The 15,272-nt window shown below is 59.9% G+C and carries 19 protein-coding genes and 1 tRNA gene; 4 read left to right on the top strand and 16 right to left on the bottom strand.

Annotation, left to right across the window (positions count from 1 at the left end; all coding sequences use genetic code 11):
* Positions 1–12: 12 nt before the first annotated feature.
* The gene (aroQ, locus tag G3256_RS08615) at positions 13–450 is read left to right on the top strand and encodes a type II 3-dehydroquinate dehydratase (RefSeq protein WP_169640430.1); all 438 of its coding nucleotides are present in this window, start codon (positions 13–15) and stop codon (positions 448–450) included.
* 85 nt (positions 451–535) lie between these two features.
* Here the strand turns inward: aroQ and tsf are convergent, their stop codons facing one another.
* On the bottom strand, positions 536–1,411 hold the full coding sequence (gene tsf, locus G3256_RS08610; RefSeq protein WP_169640429.1) for a translation elongation factor Ts: 876 nt from the start codon (positions 1,409–1,411) through the stop codon (positions 536–538).
* Between the two features lie 81 nt (positions 1,412–1,492).
* Positions 1,493–2,287 (bottom strand): 30S ribosomal protein S2, encoded by a 795-nt coding sequence (rpsB, locus tag G3256_RS08605; RefSeq protein WP_169640428.1) that lies wholly within the window; start codon positions 2,285–2,287, stop codon positions 1,493–1,495.
* 293 nt (positions 2,288–2,580) lie between these two features.
* Between rpsB and G3256_RS08600 the strand changes: the two genes are divergently transcribed.
* Positions 2,581–3,156, top strand: a complete 576-nt coding sequence (locus G3256_RS08600; protein ID WP_169640427.1) for a PA14 domain-containing protein — start codon at positions 2,581–2,583, stop codon at positions 3,154–3,156.
* 14 nt (positions 3,157–3,170) lie between these two features.
* Here the strand turns inward: G3256_RS08600 and olsA are convergent, their stop codons facing one another.
* The 3 genes from olsA to G3256_RS08585 all read right to left on the bottom strand — a co-directional run bounded on the left by olsA (position 3,171) and on the right by G3256_RS08585 (position 5,062).
* The gene (gene olsA / locus G3256_RS08595) at positions 3,171–3,989 is read right to left on the bottom strand and encodes a lyso-ornithine lipid O-acyltransferase (protein WP_169640426.1); all 819 of its coding nucleotides are present in this window, start codon (positions 3,987–3,989) and stop codon (positions 3,171–3,173) included.
* Entirely contained in the window at positions 3,986–4,750 is a 765-nt protein-coding gene (gene olsB / locus G3256_RS08590; protein ID WP_169640425.1) for an L-ornithine N(alpha)-acyltransferase, read from the bottom strand. The genes olsA and olsB overlap by 4 nt, the downstream gene beginning before the upstream one ends.
* A gap of 129 nt (positions 4,751–4,879) precedes the next feature.
* Positions 4,880–5,062, bottom strand: coding sequence for a DUF3553 domain-containing protein (locus tag G3256_RS08585; RefSeq protein ID WP_169640424.1), 183 nt, complete (start codon positions 5,060–5,062; stop codon positions 4,880–4,882).
* Positions 5,063–5,092: 30 nt separating this feature from the next.
* On the opposite strand from G3256_RS08585, the gene G3256_RS08580 reads away from it, so the two are divergent.
* A complete protein-coding gene (locus G3256_RS08580) occupies positions 5,093–5,689 on the top strand; it encodes a histidine phosphotransferase family protein (RefSeq protein ID WP_169640423.1) in 597 nt (198 codons plus the stop codon).
* Between the two features lie 2 nt (positions 5,690–5,691).
* On the opposite strand, the gene G3256_RS08575 is transcribed toward G3256_RS08580, so the two are convergent.
* From G3256_RS08575 to G3256_RS08535, 9 genes are all read right to left on the bottom strand, one after another.
* Complete coding sequence (locus tag G3256_RS08575; protein WP_169640422.1) at positions 5,692–6,957, bottom strand: glutamate-5-semialdehyde dehydrogenase; 1,266 nt, start codon at positions 6,955–6,957, stop codon at positions 5,692–5,694.
* Positions 6,958–7,027: 70 nt separating this feature from the next.
* Entirely contained in the window at positions 7,028–8,134 is a 1,107-nt protein-coding gene (gene proB / locus G3256_RS08570) for a glutamate 5-kinase (protein WP_169640421.1), read from the bottom strand.
* On the bottom strand, positions 8,122–9,156 hold the full coding sequence (gene obgE, locus G3256_RS08565) for a GTPase ObgE (RefSeq protein ID WP_169640420.1): 1,035 nt from the start codon (positions 9,154–9,156) through the stop codon (positions 8,122–8,124). Before obgE ends, proB begins: the two co-directional genes overlap by 13 nt.
* Before the next feature lie 34 nt (positions 9,157–9,190).
* A complete protein-coding gene (locus G3256_RS08560; protein WP_169640419.1) occupies positions 9,191–9,727 on the bottom strand; it encodes a GNAT family N-acetyltransferase in 537 nt (178 codons plus the stop codon).
* Positions 9,728–9,729: 2 nt separating this feature from the next.
* Positions 9,730–10,332: a LysE family translocator gene (locus G3256_RS08555; RefSeq protein WP_169640418.1), complete on the bottom strand. Its 603-nt coding sequence runs from the start codon at positions 10,330–10,332 to the stop codon at positions 9,730–9,732.
* 94 nt (positions 10,333–10,426) lie between these two features.
* Positions 10,427–10,696, bottom strand: a complete 270-nt coding sequence (rpmA, locus tag G3256_RS08550) for a 50S ribosomal protein L27 (RefSeq protein WP_169640417.1) — start codon at positions 10,694–10,696, stop codon at positions 10,427–10,429.
* Between the two features lie 11 nt (positions 10,697–10,707).
* A complete protein-coding gene (locus G3256_RS08545; protein ID WP_169640416.1) occupies positions 10,708–11,448 on the bottom strand; it encodes a 50S ribosomal protein L21 in 741 nt (246 codons plus the stop codon).
* 189 nt (positions 11,449–11,637) lie between these two features.
* On the bottom strand, positions 11,638–12,450 hold the full coding sequence (locus G3256_RS08540) for a DUF2059 domain-containing protein (protein WP_246227859.1): 813 nt from the start codon (positions 12,448–12,450) through the stop codon (positions 11,638–11,640).
* A complete protein-coding gene (locus G3256_RS08535) occupies positions 12,450–13,289 on the bottom strand; it encodes a DUF2059 domain-containing protein (protein ID WP_169640415.1) in 840 nt (279 codons plus the stop codon). The genes G3256_RS08540 and G3256_RS08535 overlap by 1 nt, the downstream gene beginning before the upstream one ends.
* 147 nt (positions 13,290–13,436) lie before the next feature.
* On the opposite strand from G3256_RS08535, the gene G3256_RS08530 reads away from it, so the two are divergent.
* A tRNA-Ser gene (locus G3256_RS08530) sits at positions 13,437–13,526 on the top strand.
* 128 nt (positions 13,527–13,654) lie between these two features.
* Here G3256_RS08530 and G3256_RS08525 read toward each other — a convergent pair.
* Positions 13,655–14,254 (bottom strand): DUF2238 domain-containing protein, encoded by a 600-nt coding sequence (locus G3256_RS08525; protein WP_169640414.1) that lies wholly within the window; start codon positions 14,252–14,254, stop codon positions 13,655–13,657.
* 203 nt (positions 14,255–14,457) lie between these two features.
* On the bottom strand, positions 14,458–15,135 hold the full coding sequence (locus G3256_RS08520) for a lipid-binding SYLF domain-containing protein (RefSeq protein ID WP_169640413.1): 678 nt from the start codon (positions 15,133–15,135) through the stop codon (positions 14,458–14,460).
* Positions 15,136–15,272: the final 137 nt, after the last annotated feature.

The raw sequence follows: 15,272 nt of genomic DNA, 5'->3' as shown, positions 1-15,272 counted from the left end.
AAAGATACATAAATGACCTCCGTCCTGATCCTTAATGGTCCGAACCTGAACCTGCTGGGCACCCGGCAGCCAGAGGTCTATGGCACGACGACCCTCAATGACATCGAAACGCTTTGTAAAGACCATGCAGAAGCCACTGGAATGACTATGGAATTCTGTCAGTCGAACCATGAGGGTGCGCTTGTCGATAAAATCCATGAGGCGCGTGGCAGGCATGCCGGGATTATCCTGAATGCGGGTGCCTACACCCACACATCCATTGCGCTGATGGATGCGATCTCATCGGTTGAGCTGCCGGCGATTGAACTGCACCTGAGCAATGTGCATGCGCGTGAGAGCTTCCGGCACCAGTCTTATATAGCCCGCGTGGCTATCGGCCTGATCTGTGGCTTTGGCGCCAGAGGCTATGTGCTCGCGATGGACGCTCTGAAAGATCATGTGGAACGTTAATTAATCTCGCCAAAATTCTGATTTTAAATAAAAAAGACACGCTTCACGCGTGCCTTTTCCGTCTAATCATTGCTGCGCTGAATGATCAGCCCTTTGCAGCTTTTGCGACCTCAGCGGCGAAATCTTCTTTCACCACTTCGATACCTTCGCCCACTTCCAGACGTACAAAGCCGGTGATCTCGGCACCCGCTTCTTTCGCGGCCTCGCCCACGGTGTGGTCAGGGTTTACGACAAAAGACTGGTTCAGCAGCGTGACTTCGGACATGTATTTCTTCATCCGGCCGACGATCATCTTCTCGATCACCTGCTCCGGCTTGCCGCTTTCACGCGCGATATCCATCTGGACCTGCTTTTCTTTCTCGACCACAGCCGGGTCAAGGTCGTCTTCGGACAGCGACGCCGGATTTACGGCTGCGATGTGCATCGCAACCTGCTTGCCAAACGCTTCATCGCCACCTTTCATCGCGACCAGAACACCGATCTTACCCATGCCAGGTGCTGCTGCGTTGTGAACATAGGACACAACCGTCTCGCCCTCGATTGAAGACATCCGGCGCACGGACATGTTCTCACCGATCTTGGCGATGCTGTCAGTGATTACGGTGGCCACGGATTTGCCGCCCATGTCGGCTTCCTTCAGCGCCTCGACGTCGGACACGGTCAGGGCCACATCGGCAATGCCGGAGACCATCGACTGGAATTCAGCGTTCTTGCCGACAAAGTCGGTCTCGGAGTTCACTTCGACCGCAACGCCATGTCCGCCATCAACCTTTACCGCAACAAGGCCTTCTGCCGCCGTACGGCCAGATTTTTTGGCCGCTTTGGCAAGACCTTTGGTGCGCAGCCAGTCAACTGCCGCTTCCATGTCACCATCGTTCTCTGTGAGCGCTTTCTTGGCGTCCATCATACCGGCGCCGGTTGTTTCGCGCAGTTCTTTCACCATGGATGCTGTAATCGCCATCGCTGGTTCTCCTTTATGAAAATCGGATGTTCCGGGGCAGGTCATCCCTGCCCCGTCTGTACCTGTGACACGAAGAGGCTTTTACGCCTCTGCGGGTGTCTCTGCGGCAGCGGCCGGTGCTTCTTCCGCAACAGCTTCTTCCGCGGGCGCTTCTTCCATCTCGCCGATATCGACGCCGGCGGCACCCAGCTGTGCGGACATACCATCGAGGGCTGCGCGCGAGGCCAGATCACAATAGAGCGAAATGGCGCGCGATGCGTCGTCGTTGCCCGGGATGATGTAATCAATGCCATCGGGCGGGCAGTTGGTATCGACGACCGCGATCACCGGAATGCCCAGCTTATTGGCTTCTGCAACCGCCAGCGCTTCTTTTTTCACGTCGATCACGAAAATCAGGTCGGGCCGGCCGCCCATTTCGCGGATACCACCCAGGGACGCCTGAAGTTTGCCCTGATCACGCTCCATGCCCAGACGCTCTTTTTTGGTCAGGCCGGCAAAACCGTTTTCAGACTGCTCATCAATGTTTTTCAGGCGGCTGATCGACTGCGACACGGTCTGCCAGTTGGTCAGCGTGCCACCGAGCCAGCGGTGGTTCATGTAATACTGGGCGCACCGCTCTGCGGCATCGGCGATCGGCTGCTGGGCCTGACGCTTGGTGCCGACAAACAGGATGCTGCCGCCCTTGGCGACGGTCTCACGGATCACATTCAGAGCCGCGTCCAGCATGGGAACGGTCTGTGTGAGGTCCATAATGTGGATGCCGTTGCGCGCGCCGTAGATATAGGGCCCCATACGCGGGTTCCAGCGCTGCGTCTGGTGGCCGAAGTGTACGCCTGCTTCAAGCAGCTGGCGCATGGTGAACTCAGGAAGAGCCATGTCTTTTATACCTTTCCGGTTTTATCCTCGGCGGGGGCATGACACCGTCAGGGTGCCAACCGGTGGACTGCCGGGGATGTCTCCCCCGGAAAGCCCGAACCCCGCCTGCGGGTTTCAGTGCGCGCCGTATAGGCCGGATCATGCGGCCCTGCAAGTCTTTTCCTGACACCTGCGGACCCGTGATCACAAAGCGCCTGGCGCACTTGTCACACCGCGGCCACGCATCCTATGTTAATGCGTGAGAGACCGCATCAGACGGTCCGTGACCAACAGGATCAACACCGGGAGTGAACATGATCAGAACCATTTGCGCCGCGGTTTTCGCGGCAGCCGTGATGTCGCCGCTTGCAGCCATCGCCCAGACGGTGACGCTGTCGCCGGCAAACCCGCAACCCTCCGCAGGTGCGCTGTCGCCGGGGCTGGCGGTCAGCTATGCCCGGATGCCGAGCGCCGTCCGTGAACTTGCCGGGGCCGCCAAGGCTCTTCAGAAAGGCGCGAAGCCCGGGACACCGCTGGCGGGGCTGTCCTATGACGATACCGATCAGAAGGTGCTGACCTCTGATTCATACGAAAAAATCGCCGCCGATATCTCGGGCTATATCAAATTTGACCGCGCTGGCTCGTATATGCTGGAGTTTCTCAACAACGACGGGCTTGAGCTTTCGATCGGCGGCCAGCAGGTCGCCCTTTACGACGGTATCCATGCCTGTGGTTATGCCGGCGAGATTGAGGTCAATGTGCCCCAGGCCGGGTATTACCCGCTCAAAGCAACCTATTTTCAGCGCAAAGGCACCGCGTGCCTGATGATGGAATGGGGACCGGACAGCGACGGGCTTGAAATGGTGCCGAACAGCGCCTTTTTCCACTGAAAACCACGCAGCGCTCAGACAGTATGAGCGCTGCGCACCGCCGCCTCACAGGCCGCGGCCAGGGCCTTGCGGTCGGCAAAATCGCGCACGTGAACGGGCGGATGACGCACAACCGTCACCTGTCCGCCTGCCCCGGATGCGAGGCATTTCAGGATATGCGCGCCAAAAGTCATATCCCCCCACCAGCCGAAAAACCGCGGATCCTGTCCGGGCGGTGCCTGGTAGAGCACGGTCACAGGCTCTATCGCCAGCGTCTCTTTCAGGCCGCCTGCAAAGAAGGCTGCAAAGAGCGTGGTTTTGAACGGCAGAACGCGTTGTCCGTCGCTGCTGGTGCCTTCGGGAAAAAACAGCAGCTGGTGCCCGGCGTGCAGCCGTGTCTGAAACACCTGCGCCTGCTCTGCCGCGCGTGATCTGTTACGCTCGATGAATACCGTGCCGGTTGCCCGCGCGAGCCAGCCGATCGCGGGCCAGGAGGCCACCTCGGCTTTGGACACGAAATAGATACGCCGCGTGGCATTCAGCACGAAAATATCGAGCCAGCTGGAATGATTGGCCACAACCGCCCCCTGCCCGCTGAACTCCGGACCTGTCAGGCGCAACCTGAGCCCCATCAGGCGCAGGGCATTGCGGCACACAAATACGGTGATACGGGGCGTCACCGGACGCTGCGCGCCGCAGAGCGGCCGCTCAATCAGGCGCAGGGTCAGATGCAGTGCCAGCCCACCGAAGACGAGCAGTGCCAGAGGCACGCCACGACAGATCACGCTGAGCCATCCCGCAGGAGTGATGGGCGGGTCCGGCGGGGGCGGGTCTCCGTGCCAGGTGGCGTTCATACAGGCGCGGTCCTGTAAAGCCTCGCCTGATTTTTATTGATCCGGGCGGTGTCGAGGATCAAACAGACATCGGTGGTATTAAAGGCATGATCGATAAAGGCCCCCTCCCCCACAAATCCGCCCATCCGCAGATAAGCCTTGATCAGCGAGGGTACCATACGCATCGCGGCGCGCCGGTCGAGATCTTCTTCGGCGATCAGATCCATGCGCTGAAATGCAGCCGCCAGCGCACGCACCCGCAATTCCGGCGGTGCCAGGTGCCGGTGGTGCAGCAGCGACAGGGCTTCGGCCAGAGCGGCGACGTCGGTGCCGTGAAAGGAGGCAACACCGAAAAGAACTTCGATGTTGTGATCATCGATATACCCGGCAAGCGCGCTCCAGAGGTGAAACATCGCCATACCACCACGGTAATCCCGGTGTACGCAGGACCTCCCCAGCTCCAGCATACGCCGGCCCGAAGCCTTGAGCCCGGCCAGATCATATTCGTCTTCGCTGTAAAACTGGCCTGCCGCGCGCGCCTGATCTTCGCGCATCACCCGGTACACGCCCACAATCTCGCCGTTTGAGTGATCCCGGAGCAGCAGATGATCGAAAAACGGGTCGAACCTGTCCCGTTCCAGCCGGGCGTCATGATCAACCATCGGGCCACCACCACCCAGCTCTTCGACGAAAACCTGATAGCGCAGGCGCTGCGCTGCCTCCAGATCTGCCGTGCTCGCCGCCAGCGAGACCGAAAAACGGGAGGAGGCGACATCTGTCATCTTTGAAAACATGGTCCTGAAGTGGTGCTCTTGTGCAGCCTCTTAAGGAATAAGACCCCGGCTGGCAATGTGGCAGACCTGCACGGGTTTACAATCTATGGGTGTACGTTAATCTTTTGGAAAGGATGTTCATTCATCAAAGACCGGGATGAGCGCAACACGGGAGCTATCGATGACTATCTTTCCTTCCTCCCTGAAATTCACGGTGACACGCCCGCCGATGTTGCTTTGCACCTGCCCGGTTCCCCAGTCCGGCCGGCCCGGATGGCGCACAAGCATACCGGGCGAGAGTATTGCGTTCAGATCTTCCATGGCGGCCTAATTAAGACAGGAGAAATATGTATGGGCACCCCGGGTGTTAACCTCGCGGCACTGATCGGCAGTCGGATTTGCCATGACCTGATATCGCCGATCGGTGCAATCAACAATGGTCTTGAACTTCTGGGTATGTCCGGCAGTGACGGAGGCGCCGAGATGGACCTCATTCAGGAAAGCGTCGGCAATGCCAGTGCGCGCATCCGGTTCTTTCGCATCGCCTTCGGGGCTGCTGGAGATCAGATGATGGGCCGCGCGGAGGTCATCGCGATCCTGAACGATCTGATGGAAGGCGCCCGGCTGCAGGTCGCCTGGGGCCCGATGGACGCACAGCCACGCTCCTCGGTGCGCATGGCCTTTCTGGCACTACTCTGCGTAGAAAATGCGATGCCGTACGGGGGCCGTATCGAGATCAGCCAGGAGGCCGGCAGCTGGTTGCTGCACGGTCGCGCGGACAAGCTGAACATCGACGAAGCACTGTGGTCTGTTCTGACCACGCAGGATACACCCGACGATCTGCGACCCGCGCAGGTTCAGTTCGCTTTGCTGCCGATCATCGCCGGCGACGAAAGCCGCCGGGTGCGTACCGAAATCAGCGGAAATGAAATCAGGCTGAGGTTCTGAACTCAGCTCCGTACGGTACCTTCTCCGGTCACGAGATATTTGAAACTTGTCAGTTGTGCGGTGCCGACAGGCCCGCGGGCGTGCATCTTGCCAGTCGCGATACCGATCTCAGCGCCCATGCCGAACTCACCACCATCGGCGAACTGGGTCGACGCGTTGTGCATCAGGATCGCCGAATCCAGCTCGGTCATAAAGCGCCGGGCCGTGCCGGCATTTTGCGTCAGGATGCAGTCCGTGTGATCTGAGCCATAGGTCCGGATATGCTCCATGGCCTCATCAACATCCGCGACCGTACGGGCGGCAACGATCATATCAAGGTATTCAAACCCCCAGTCGTCCATCGTTGCGGGCACCGTCCCGTTGACGGCCGACAGTCTTTCGTCAGCACGCACTTCGACGCCGGCATCGATAAGCGCACGCAGGATCCCCTGCCCGATCGTATCCGCAATGTCTTCGTGAATAAGCAGGCATTCGGCCGCCCCGCAGATACCGGTCCGCCGGGTTTTGGCATTCAGAACCACGCGCAGAACCATCTCAGGGTCCGCTTCGGCATCAATGTAGATGTGTACGATACCTTCCAGATGAGCAAAGACCGGCACCCGCGCCTCGCGCTGCACCAGACCAACGAGGCCCTTGCCGCCACGCGGCACAATCACATCAATCGTATCGGTCATTTTCAGCATTTCGCTCACCGCCGCACGGTCCCGGGTCGGTACGATCTGTATGGCGTCCTCTGGCAGGCCCGCGTCCTGAAGCCCGGCCACAAGACAGGCATGCAGCGCCTGCGAGGAATGAAAGCTCTCCGAGCCACCGCGCAGGATCACAGCATTGCCGGCTTTGAGGCAAAGAGCGCCTGCATCCGCAGTGACGTTCGGCCGGCTTTCGTAGATTACCCCGACCACGCCCAGAGGTGTGCGCACGCGCTGAATGTGCAGACCGCTGGGCTGAGTCCAGTCCGCGATAACCTCGCCCACCGGATCGTCCTGGGCAGCGACAGCGCGCAGTCCCGCCGCGATACCCTCAAGGCGTGCCGCATCCAGCATCAGCCGGTCCATCATCGCGTCCGACAGCCCCTTTTCGCGCCCATATTCCATATCCCGCGCATTTGCGGCGAGAATCTCACCGGCGTTTGCGATCACGTGATCCGCTGCCGCCTCAAGGGCGGCGCGCTTTGCCGCCGCTGATGCATAGCCCAGCTTTGCCGCAGCCGCTTTTGCACGGGCGCCGGTGTCGGCCATCAGTGCGGGAATGTCATCCATGTCTTTCATTCGCTTGTGCCTGTGGTTGCGCGCTGTTCATGTTTAAGCCTGCCGGGCGCGTATTTCCAGCCGGAAGACCTCAAAGCGCCATATCGTCCCTGTGGATCAGCGCGGCGCGGGCAGGATACCCGAGAACCGCTTCGATTTCATGCGATTTGCGGCCCCGGATCGCGCGTGCTTCATCAGCGGTGTAGCGCGTCAGCCCGTGGCCGAGGATATGTCCGCCCGCATCTGCAATCGCCACGGCGTCCCCGCGCTGAAACCGCCCCGCCACGCCGGTGATGCCGGCCGCAAGCAGGCTCTTTCCTGCGTGCAGCGCATCGACAGCGCCCGCGTCAAGCGTCACGGTGCCACGCGGTTTCATGGCGGCGATCCAGCGTTTTCGCGCTGCCTGCGGATCGGTCTGTGCGGTGAACCAGGTGGCATTGGCACCGTTCTCCAGCGCCCGCAGCGGGTTAAGCACCGAGCCTTCTGTAATGGCCATGGCACAGCCCGCCGCCGTCGCGGTTCTGGCCGCGATCAGTTTGGTTTTCATACCGCCCTTAGACAGGCCGGAGCCTGCGTCACCGGCCATTTTTTCGATATCGGCCGTAATTCTTTCAATGACATCATAGCGCGTGGCATCGCGGTCCAGCGCCGGGTTGGCCGTGTAAAAACCGTCAACATCCGATAACAGGATCAGCTGATCCGCACCCACCGTGACAGCGATCTGGGCTGCCAGACGATCATTATCGCCAAAGCGGATCTCATCCGTGGCAACCGTATCGTTTTCATTCACGATCGGCACAACGCGCATGCTGAGGAGCTGCTCCAGAGTCGCGCGCGAATTGAGATACCGGCGGCGGTCAGTACTGTCTTCCAGCGTCACCAGAACCTGAGCGGTTGTGATATCATGCGGTGCGAGCATCTCTTCATAGGCCCGCGCAAGGCGGATCTGACCGACGGCAGCGGCGGCCTGGGACTGCTCCAGTGCCAGTTCGGTCGCCGGCAGGCCAAGCACCCCGCGCCCCAGAGCGATCGAGCCTGAGGACACGAGCACAACCTCTGTGCCCTGCCCTTTCAGCCAGGCCACATCCTCAGCAAGTGAGGCCAGCCAGTCCCGGCGCAAGGCGCCTGTCGCACGGTCGACCAGCAGCGCCGAGCCGATTTTGGCTACGAGGCGTTTTGCCGTGCTCAGGGATGCCACGGTTCCGCTTCCTCCTGGGGGCGATGCCGCAGACGGTCATCGTCAATCTGCGACCGCAGCGCCCGCAGCACCTCCGTCAGGCCCTCGCGTGCGACGCCGGACATCATCATCACGTCACCGCCGGATGCATCCGCAAGTGCTATATGGGCAGTGGCGCGTTCTTCCTCGTCCAGAGCGTCGATCTTATTCAGCACCGTCACCCGGGGCTTTGTCGCAAGATCACCCCCATAGGCTTCGAGTTCAGTGATAATCGTCTGATAATCCTCGATAAGAGTGGGCGATGTGCCATCCACAAGATGGAGCAGCACAGCACAGCGTTCCACATGCCCCAGAAAGAGATCGCCCAGGCCGCGCCCCTCGGAGGCGCCTTCGATCAGACCAGGAATATCGGCAACCACAAACTCGGTGTTATCGACGCCCACAACCCCCAGATTAGGATGCAGTGTGGTAAAGGGATAATCCGCGATCTTGGGACGCGCATTCGATGTGGCGGCCAGGAAGGTAGATTTGCCGGCATTCGGCATGCCCAGAAGACCCACATCGGCAATAAGTTTCAGCCGCAACCAGAGCGTGCGCTCCACCCCGTCCTGACCCGGGTTGGCCCGGCGCGGCGCCTGGTTGGTCGAAGATTTGAAATGCAGGTTACCAAAGCCACCGTTGCCGCCGCGCGCAAGCTCAATGCGTTCACCGACTTCGGTCAGATCGGTGATGACCGTCTCCTGATCTTCATCCAGGATCTCGGTTCCGACAGGCACGCGCAGAACTATATCATCACCATCCTTACCGGTGCGCTGACGACCCATGCCCGGCTGTCCGTTTCTGGCGAAGAAATGCTGCTGATAGCGGAAATCGATGAGCGTGTTCAGCCCGTCGACCGCTTCGGCCCAGACGGAGCCGCCGGTGCCACCATCGCCGCCGTCAGGGCCACCGTATTCGATGTACTTTTCACGGCGAAAGCTTACACACCCGCCGCCGCCCGCACCGGAGCGGATATACACTTTGCACAGGTCGAGAAACTTCATGACTGCTCCTGGGGTGGCGGGCGATGCGCCCTGCTCACAGTTTCTTCAGATAGGTCCACGTGGGAACGGTTGTATCACGTGCCAGCGAAAAACTCTCGGCATCCCCGAGATACTGAAAACCGCAATGGGTCAGCACCCGTGCCGAGGCCGGATTATCCTGAAAAACGCTGGCGAACATGGTTTTGTTGTGCATCGGGTTGGCCTCGACCAGCGCCTGCACCGCGTCAGAGGCTAGGCCGGTGTTCCAGTAAGGCGGCGCAACCCAGTAGCCGACCTCGGACTGTTCGCGGTCCATACGCTCAAGCGAAATGAGCCCCATCAGCTCAGAGGCCCCCGACTTAGACCCGTCCATGGCCCAGACATCTTCGTCGCGCTCATCCGCCATGGCCCGGGTCACAAAGGCTTCGGTGACGCCGGGCGGCACCGGGTGCGGGATCGACGTGGTCATATGCGCCACACGCGCATCAGCAAAGTAAAGCTCAATCAGCCCCATATCAGAGCGCCGCAGAGGCCGCAGATCAAAGCGTTCCGTTTCGATCACCGCCTGGACGGGTATCTTTTTCATTTCCATCGTCATGTTCCTCCTCCGAACAGTACGAACAGCACCGATGCGACCGTCAGGCCGGCAAGGGTCCACATTAAATAGGGTTCCATGCGCGTTCCTGCCACCGTGCGCGCAATCCCGTCACCGGCAAGTGTCCACACAGGGTGCAGCAGAAGCTGGCAGATGAGCAGCACCAGAGCGATAGCGATCGTCGCCTCAGGCGCGGGCGTTCCCGGGGTAACAAAGGCCGTAAAGCCGCCCACGATCATCGCCCAGGCCTTGGGGTTTAGCGGATGCACGATAAGGCCCGCCATAAACCCCGGTGCGGCACCCTCCTCGCGCCGCGCGCCCAGCCGCATATTCGCGACCTTCCAGGCCAGCCAGATGATATAAGCCGCCGAGACATAGCGCAGTGTTGTGAAAACCCACGGCGCGCGATCTGCCAGTTCCATCAGACCGAAACCCACCGGCCAGATCACAAGCTGTTTGCCGATGACAACGCCGGCCACGAACGGCAGCGCCGCCCGGAACCCGAAGCGCGCACCTGTGGCCATAAGGGCCATATTGGCCGGCCCCGGCGTGCCGACCTGGCTGGCGGCAAAGATCGCAAAACTGGTGACTGCAACCGACATCGGTCGGGGTCCTGACGGATTGATGTGTCGAAAATAAGAAAGGGGACCGACGGTGTCGCCGATCCCCCGAATGATTCATCGCTTTGGGTGCGGCTTACTCTGCGGCCTCCGCCGCCGGCAGGACCGAAATAAAGGTACGGTTCTTCAGACCCTTGTGAAAGGTCACAGCGCCGTCAACAGTTGCAAAAATCGTGTGATCCTTGCCCATGCCAACGCCTGCGCCCGGCCAGAATTTGGTGCCGCGCTGACGCACGATGATATTGCCCGGAATGGCCGCCTGGCCTCCGTAGAGTTTCACACCAAGACGACGACCCGCTGAGTCGCGGCCGTTACGGGATGAACCACCTGCTTTTTTATGTGCCATCTGGTCTCTCCTTAACCCTTGGTCAGTTCTTTGGCCTGCTCAACCCAGCCTTCACGCTCGATCCGGCCTTTGAACGACAGTTTCTCGTCCATATCAGCGATGTCCGCTTCGGTCCATGCTGCAATCTGCGCAAAGGTGGTCACGCCGCCTTCATGCAGTTTTTTCTCCAGAGCCGGTCCGACGCCGCTGAGCTGCTTCAGGTCGTCGCCTGCGGCATCTGCTTTTTTCGGGGCCGCTTTAGCTTTGGTCGCCTCGGCCTTGGGGCTTTCTGCTTTTTTCGCCTTGGCGGGTTTGGCGGATTTCTCTGCCGCTTCACCTTCACTCACGCGCTTGGCCATCTCGGCCTGCTCGCCTTTGTTTTTGGCATAGCGGCCGTCAGAGACGACAGCAGCGTAACCGGCACCACCGATGGCGGCCTTCACGCCAGATTTATCAGCGCCCGACGTCAGAATGTCGGTCACTTTGATCAGGGTCAGTTTCTGACGGTGACCCTTGGTGCGCTTGGAGGAATGCTTCCGGCGACGCTTGACGAAGTTGATCGTCTTCTCACTCTTGATCTGATCAACGACTTCGGCCTGAACGCCTGCGTCCTTCACAAAGGGAGCACCAACGACGGGGCTGTCACCACCGAGCATCAGAATATCGTTGAACTGTACTTTATCGCCTGCGTCAGCTGCCAGTTTCTCGACACGGAGCATATCTCCGGGCTGAACTCTGTACTGCTTGCCGCCGGTCTTGAGAACCGCAAACATGCGTCTTTCCTTTTCTCTGCCGCGTTCTGTGGTCCCCGGATCCGGGCGTTTTCGGCCTCTCGGCCACCTCGAACAGCGCACCCCGCTGTCGGGATGTACGTTAAAGTGAAAGGGCCCGGTGTGCCGGACCCGCATCAGTGAGGCCGCCAATTGCACCAGTCCGGCACAGTTGTCAAGCGCCTGTGGCGATCAGATGTCATTGCCCCGGGCACTCAGGGCGACAGCCCGCCCCAGCGCATAAGAGATGTCGCGATACACCGTCTCGAAGCCATCGAAAAGTGCCGCGTTCAGGCTTTGCCCTGCGGGGCTGGCGGAAAAAGCCACATAGGCCTCGAATTCGGCAAGGCTCAGGGGCTGATAGGCCATCAGAAGATAGCCGTTCAGCCAGCTTTCGGTGTCTTCACGGATCTCATCCCGCTGCGCATAAACCTCTGCAAGAATCTGCTCTTCGGACTGCTCATAAAACCCGCCGTCCGCCAGACCGGTAAAAAACCGGTAATTTGAGGTCATGGCGCCCGAGACATTCCGCGTCAGAAGGTCGTTATCCTCCACGAACTGCCGCACCAGAGCCACATGCGGATCATCCGCATCTGCCCGCGCCTCAAAACCTGTGCGTGCAGCCTCTTCGACGGCCGGGTCGGAGATGGCGCTGCGGGCGGCGTTCTCAAGGTCAACAATCCGCGCGCCGGTCCCGGTGCTGTACCAGCCGATCAGAGCATCGAGATCCGCGTCACTGAGACCGTTTTCCAGCGCCTGGCGCACCGTCTCGGCGATGCGGCCGGTTTCATAGATCTGATCGGTCTGGACGGCAAAGAAATCGCCCCCCTGCCCCTGCAGCATATCCGCATCAAGCTCGCTCACATACTCAAGCCCCTCGGCGCGCAGAATCTCAGTGACCTCGCTGACCTTCAGCAGGTCCATCAGAACGGTGATACGCGCGTCCGCAAAGGCCGGCAGAGCCGCAAAGCTCAGCGCTGCACTCACCAAAGCCGCGCGCAGCATCACAGCTCCTGACTGGGCTGCAGACCCTGCAGCCGCGCGGCGAGCGCTTCATAGCGGTCGGACATAATCTGAAACTGTACCGCGTTCATCAGCTCATAAACCTGCTGCATCGTCGGATTTTCCAGTGCATCCGCATAGGCGGTAATCTCATCATCAGAAAACGCCTGATAGGTATAGGCAGAACCTGCCAGGCCCGCGACCTTCATGCCGCGGCGCAATTCACCCTCCTGGGTCTTCAGGCTCTCGCGCAGGTCCTCTTCCTCCATGCGCAGCTCAATCACTCCGGCGGCCGCCGCCGCCATAAGAAAGCGCACCTGCACCTCCTGAATTGCATGAACAGAAGCGTCCTCAGACCCGGTTGCACTGTTCAGCCGCTTCAGCTCCTCCAGACGCGGTGAGCCGATCTGCACCAGGCCCGCCACGATGGCCTGCCCGGCCTCCTGGCGCAGTCCGTCGTCGTCATCCATATGCGAGGCGTTTTCGACAGCGACCAGCCGCCGGCCCAGATCAGAGGTGTAGAAGTCGACCGCATGATCCAGCAACTCATCGGTGAGCGCCTCGGACAGGATGTCGATGGCCTCATTGTGCATCAGTTCTGTGTCAAACACCTCATCCGCCAGCCTTGTCCATTCCGATCCGAAATCTTCGGTTTCGATGCCCAGCATCGCGGGCGCAGATTCCGCCGACAGTCTGATGCTTTCAAGCGCCACGTCAAAACCTGTGGCCTCCAGAAAGGCCTCCAGCCGGTCCGGATCGTTTGTTTTTGCCGTTGCGTGGCCGGTCACAAGCGTGGCCACAAGAGCAAGCACGCCAAAGCATGCACGTATTGAAAATGTCATCCGTCAGAACCTTTCTGCGCCTGTTTGAAGGGGAATCTAAGCTTTTTAATGTCCGGAGCAATGAAAATTACCGTGTGCGGCATCCGCTCGCCTGTCCCCTCTTGTCAGCGCCCGAAAACATGACTAAACGCCCCGGACGATCCCCGCGGAGAGGTGCCGGAGTGGTCGAACGGGGCGGTCTCGAAAACCGTTGACCCTTCACGGGGTCCCAGGGTTCGAATCCCTGTCTCTCCGCCACATTCCTACCCCGAGCCCTTATTGCATCTGCATCCTTGCCCGTGCCGCACCTGACCCGGGTGCCCTGGCTCCGTGGTCGGCTCGTATACCGGAGTGTCATGTTAGAGGGCTGCGGACAGTCTTTGCGATCATCGGTCCCGTCTGAAGCCAATAACGGCAACTGCGATACAGGCCCCCAGAGCGTTAAAGCACAGATCGAGCGCGGTATTGATATAGCCGCCGACATTCGTATCAGGAACAGCCAGCACGGCTGAAAACTCAATGATCTCATTGACCGCGCCCAGCCCCATCGATGCCAGTGCAGGATAGACAAGCGCAGTGGCGGTGCCGCGCGCCGTCGGGAAATGGCGTACCAGCAGGTGATGCAGCACACAGGCCGCAACTGCAAAGCCATACGCATGTACCAGCTGGTCATACTTCAGGATGAAAAGCCGGTCGGTGCTGATCAGAGGGAGCAGTTTAAGGTTATAGAGCACTGCACCGCCGACCGGCACACCGCCACCCGCCATATGTGCCAACCCCCAGAGTGACAGCGCCCAGAGCATCGCAGGCGGATATCCGGCCCTGCCCAGGGAAGCGCCCACAAGCACAACCAGTGCCAGCATTGTCACGACGTAAATGATGAACTCGTAATTGCCGACCGATAAAAACCAGATCGTGAAAAGCACGATATAGCCGAGAGTGAACGCCGCGACGCCAGGCTCGTTCCGGGTGGGGTCAAAGGACATGTCGCAGGGTATATCACCAGGCGCGGTGGCCGGAATTGACTTTGCTCAAAGTCCGGGCGGTACCGGTAACAGGCCGGTGATGTCCCGGAAAATTACCGGTTTCAGAGAATGTGCGGCCGGTTCCTCCTGCCGCACGCTCCGCAACCAGAAACACTGCCGGGCATTCGGCACGTGTCACCCGTGCCCTCGGGCGGAAAAAGGGGTCAGTTCAGGGATTTGTCTTTCCAGTATTTCGTGCCGGACGCGTTGGCATTGACCCGCCATCCCGTTTTACTGAGTACAAAAAACGACCGGCCTTCGGTAAACTGCACTTCTGTGGCCTGCCGGTCTTCCCCCTGCATGGACCCGGCATCCGCAGAGGCGTCATAGCCGTTTTCCACAAATCGTTCGAAATCAACGGGAGTTTCAAAAAGAATGACGAACTGAGATTCAAAGCCTCCGATACCGAAGGCCGCTCCGAGCCCGCCCGTTCCCATCTGCATATAAGTCCGGCTGCGGTCCCCGGCTGATACGGCGACGCCACGACCGTACCCTGCGGAGAGCGGGAAGATCGACACCCGGCGCATGTCAAAGGCGGCATATCCCGCACTCAGCTCGTACATATCCGCGGCCTGCGGGTTTTCTTCAAGCAGCCTTGCCAGAACATCTCCGGCCATCGCGTCAAGCTTTGCGCGTGTTGCTTCCGGCGTTTCTTCCTCGCGCATCAGCTCACTGGTGGAATCGATGGACTGTCCAACAGCATCCGCACCCTTTCTGGCGAGATCGCCGGCTTTTACCGTGCCTGATTTCACCTTGTCCATCAGGCTCTCCGCCTCAGCAGAGCCATCGAAGCCTGGCAATACAGCAAGCAGGACCGTAAGTCGCATCAGCTTCAGATACATCTGTTTCCCCCGTCATTGCGGTGTGAATTCTGCCACCGGTCAGACCTGACAGAAAGCCCCCGCAACTGTCTCACCCCGGGATTTGGTGATGGTGTTACAGAAGAACGACAGTGCCGCGGGGGCGCATCAAGATGTTT

It is taken from the genome of Roseobacter ponti, from assembly GCF_012932215.1.
GTDB classification, from domain to species: Bacteria; Pseudomonadota; Alphaproteobacteria; order Rhodobacterales; family Rhodobacteraceae; genus Roseobacter; species Roseobacter ponti.
This window is presented reverse-complemented; position numbering and strand designations above follow the sequence as displayed.

What these genes read in the sequence shown, in the direction of transcription:
- G3256_RS08525 (WP_169640414.1), bottom strand. Translation starts at nt 14,254, where the DNA reads ATGTCCTTTGACCCCACCCGGAACGAGCCTGGCGTCGCGGCGTTCACT.
- tsf (WP_169640429.1), bottom strand. Translation starts at nt 1,411, where the DNA reads ATGGCGATTACAGCATCCATGGTGAAAGAACTGCGCGAAACAACCGGC.
- G3256_RS08585 (WP_169640424.1), bottom strand. Translation starts at nt 5,062, where the DNA reads ATGGAAGATCTGAACGCAATACTCTCGCCCGGTATGCTTGTGCGCCAT.
- olsB (WP_169640425.1), bottom strand. Translation starts at nt 4,750, where the DNA reads ATGACAGATGTCGCCTCCTCCCGTTTTTCGGTCTCGCTGGCGGCGAGC.
- rpmA (WP_169640417.1), bottom strand. Translation starts at nt 10,696, where the DNA reads ATGGCACATAAAAAAGCAGGTGGTTCATCCCGTAACGGCCGCGACTCA.
- G3256_RS08520 (WP_169640413.1), bottom strand. Translation starts at nt 15,135, where the DNA reads ATGTATCTGAAGCTGATGCGACTTACGGTCCTGCTTGCTGTATTGCCA.
- obgE (WP_169640420.1), bottom strand. Translation starts at nt 9,156, where the DNA reads ATGAAGTTTCTCGACCTGTGCAAAGTGTATATCCGCTCCGGTGCGGGC.
- olsA (WP_169640426.1), bottom strand. Translation starts at nt 3,989, where the DNA reads ATGAACGCCACCTGGCACGGAGACCCGCCCCCGCCGGACCCGCCCATC.
- G3256_RS08580 (WP_169640423.1), top strand. Translation starts at nt 5,093, where the DNA reads ATGGGCACCCCGGGTGTTAACCTCGCGGCACTGATCGGCAGTCGGATT.
- G3256_RS08600 (WP_169640427.1), top strand. Translation starts at nt 2,581, where the DNA reads ATGATCAGAACCATTTGCGCCGCGGTTTTCGCGGCAGCCGTGATGTCG.
- G3256_RS08545 (WP_169640416.1), bottom strand. Translation starts at nt 11,448, where the DNA reads ATGTTTGCGGTTCTCAAGACCGGCGGCAAGCAGTACAGAGTTCAGCCC.
- G3256_RS08575 (WP_169640422.1), bottom strand. Translation starts at nt 6,957, where the DNA reads ATGAAAGACATGGATGACATTCCCGCACTGATGGCCGACACCGGCGCC.
- G3256_RS08555 (WP_169640418.1), bottom strand. Translation starts at nt 10,332, where the DNA reads ATGTCGGTTGCAGTCACCAGTTTTGCGATCTTTGCCGCCAGCCAGGTC.
- G3256_RS08560 (WP_169640419.1), bottom strand. Translation starts at nt 9,727, where the DNA reads ATGGAAATGAAAAAGATACCCGTCCAGGCGGTGATCGAAACGGAACGC.
- G3256_RS08540 (WP_246227859.1), bottom strand. Translation starts at nt 12,450, where the DNA reads ATGCTGCGCGCGGCTTTGGTGAGTGCAGCGCTGAGCTTTGCGGCTCTG.
- rpsB (WP_169640428.1), bottom strand. Translation starts at nt 2,287, where the DNA reads ATGGCTCTTCCTGAGTTCACCATGCGCCAGCTGCTTGAAGCAGGCGTA.
- aroQ (WP_169640430.1), top strand. Translation starts at nt 13, where the DNA reads ATGACCTCCGTCCTGATCCTTAATGGTCCGAACCTGAACCTGCTGGGC.
- G3256_RS08535 (WP_169640415.1), bottom strand. Translation starts at nt 13,289, where the DNA reads ATGACATTTTCAATACGTGCATGCTTTGGCGTGCTTGCTCTTGTGGCC.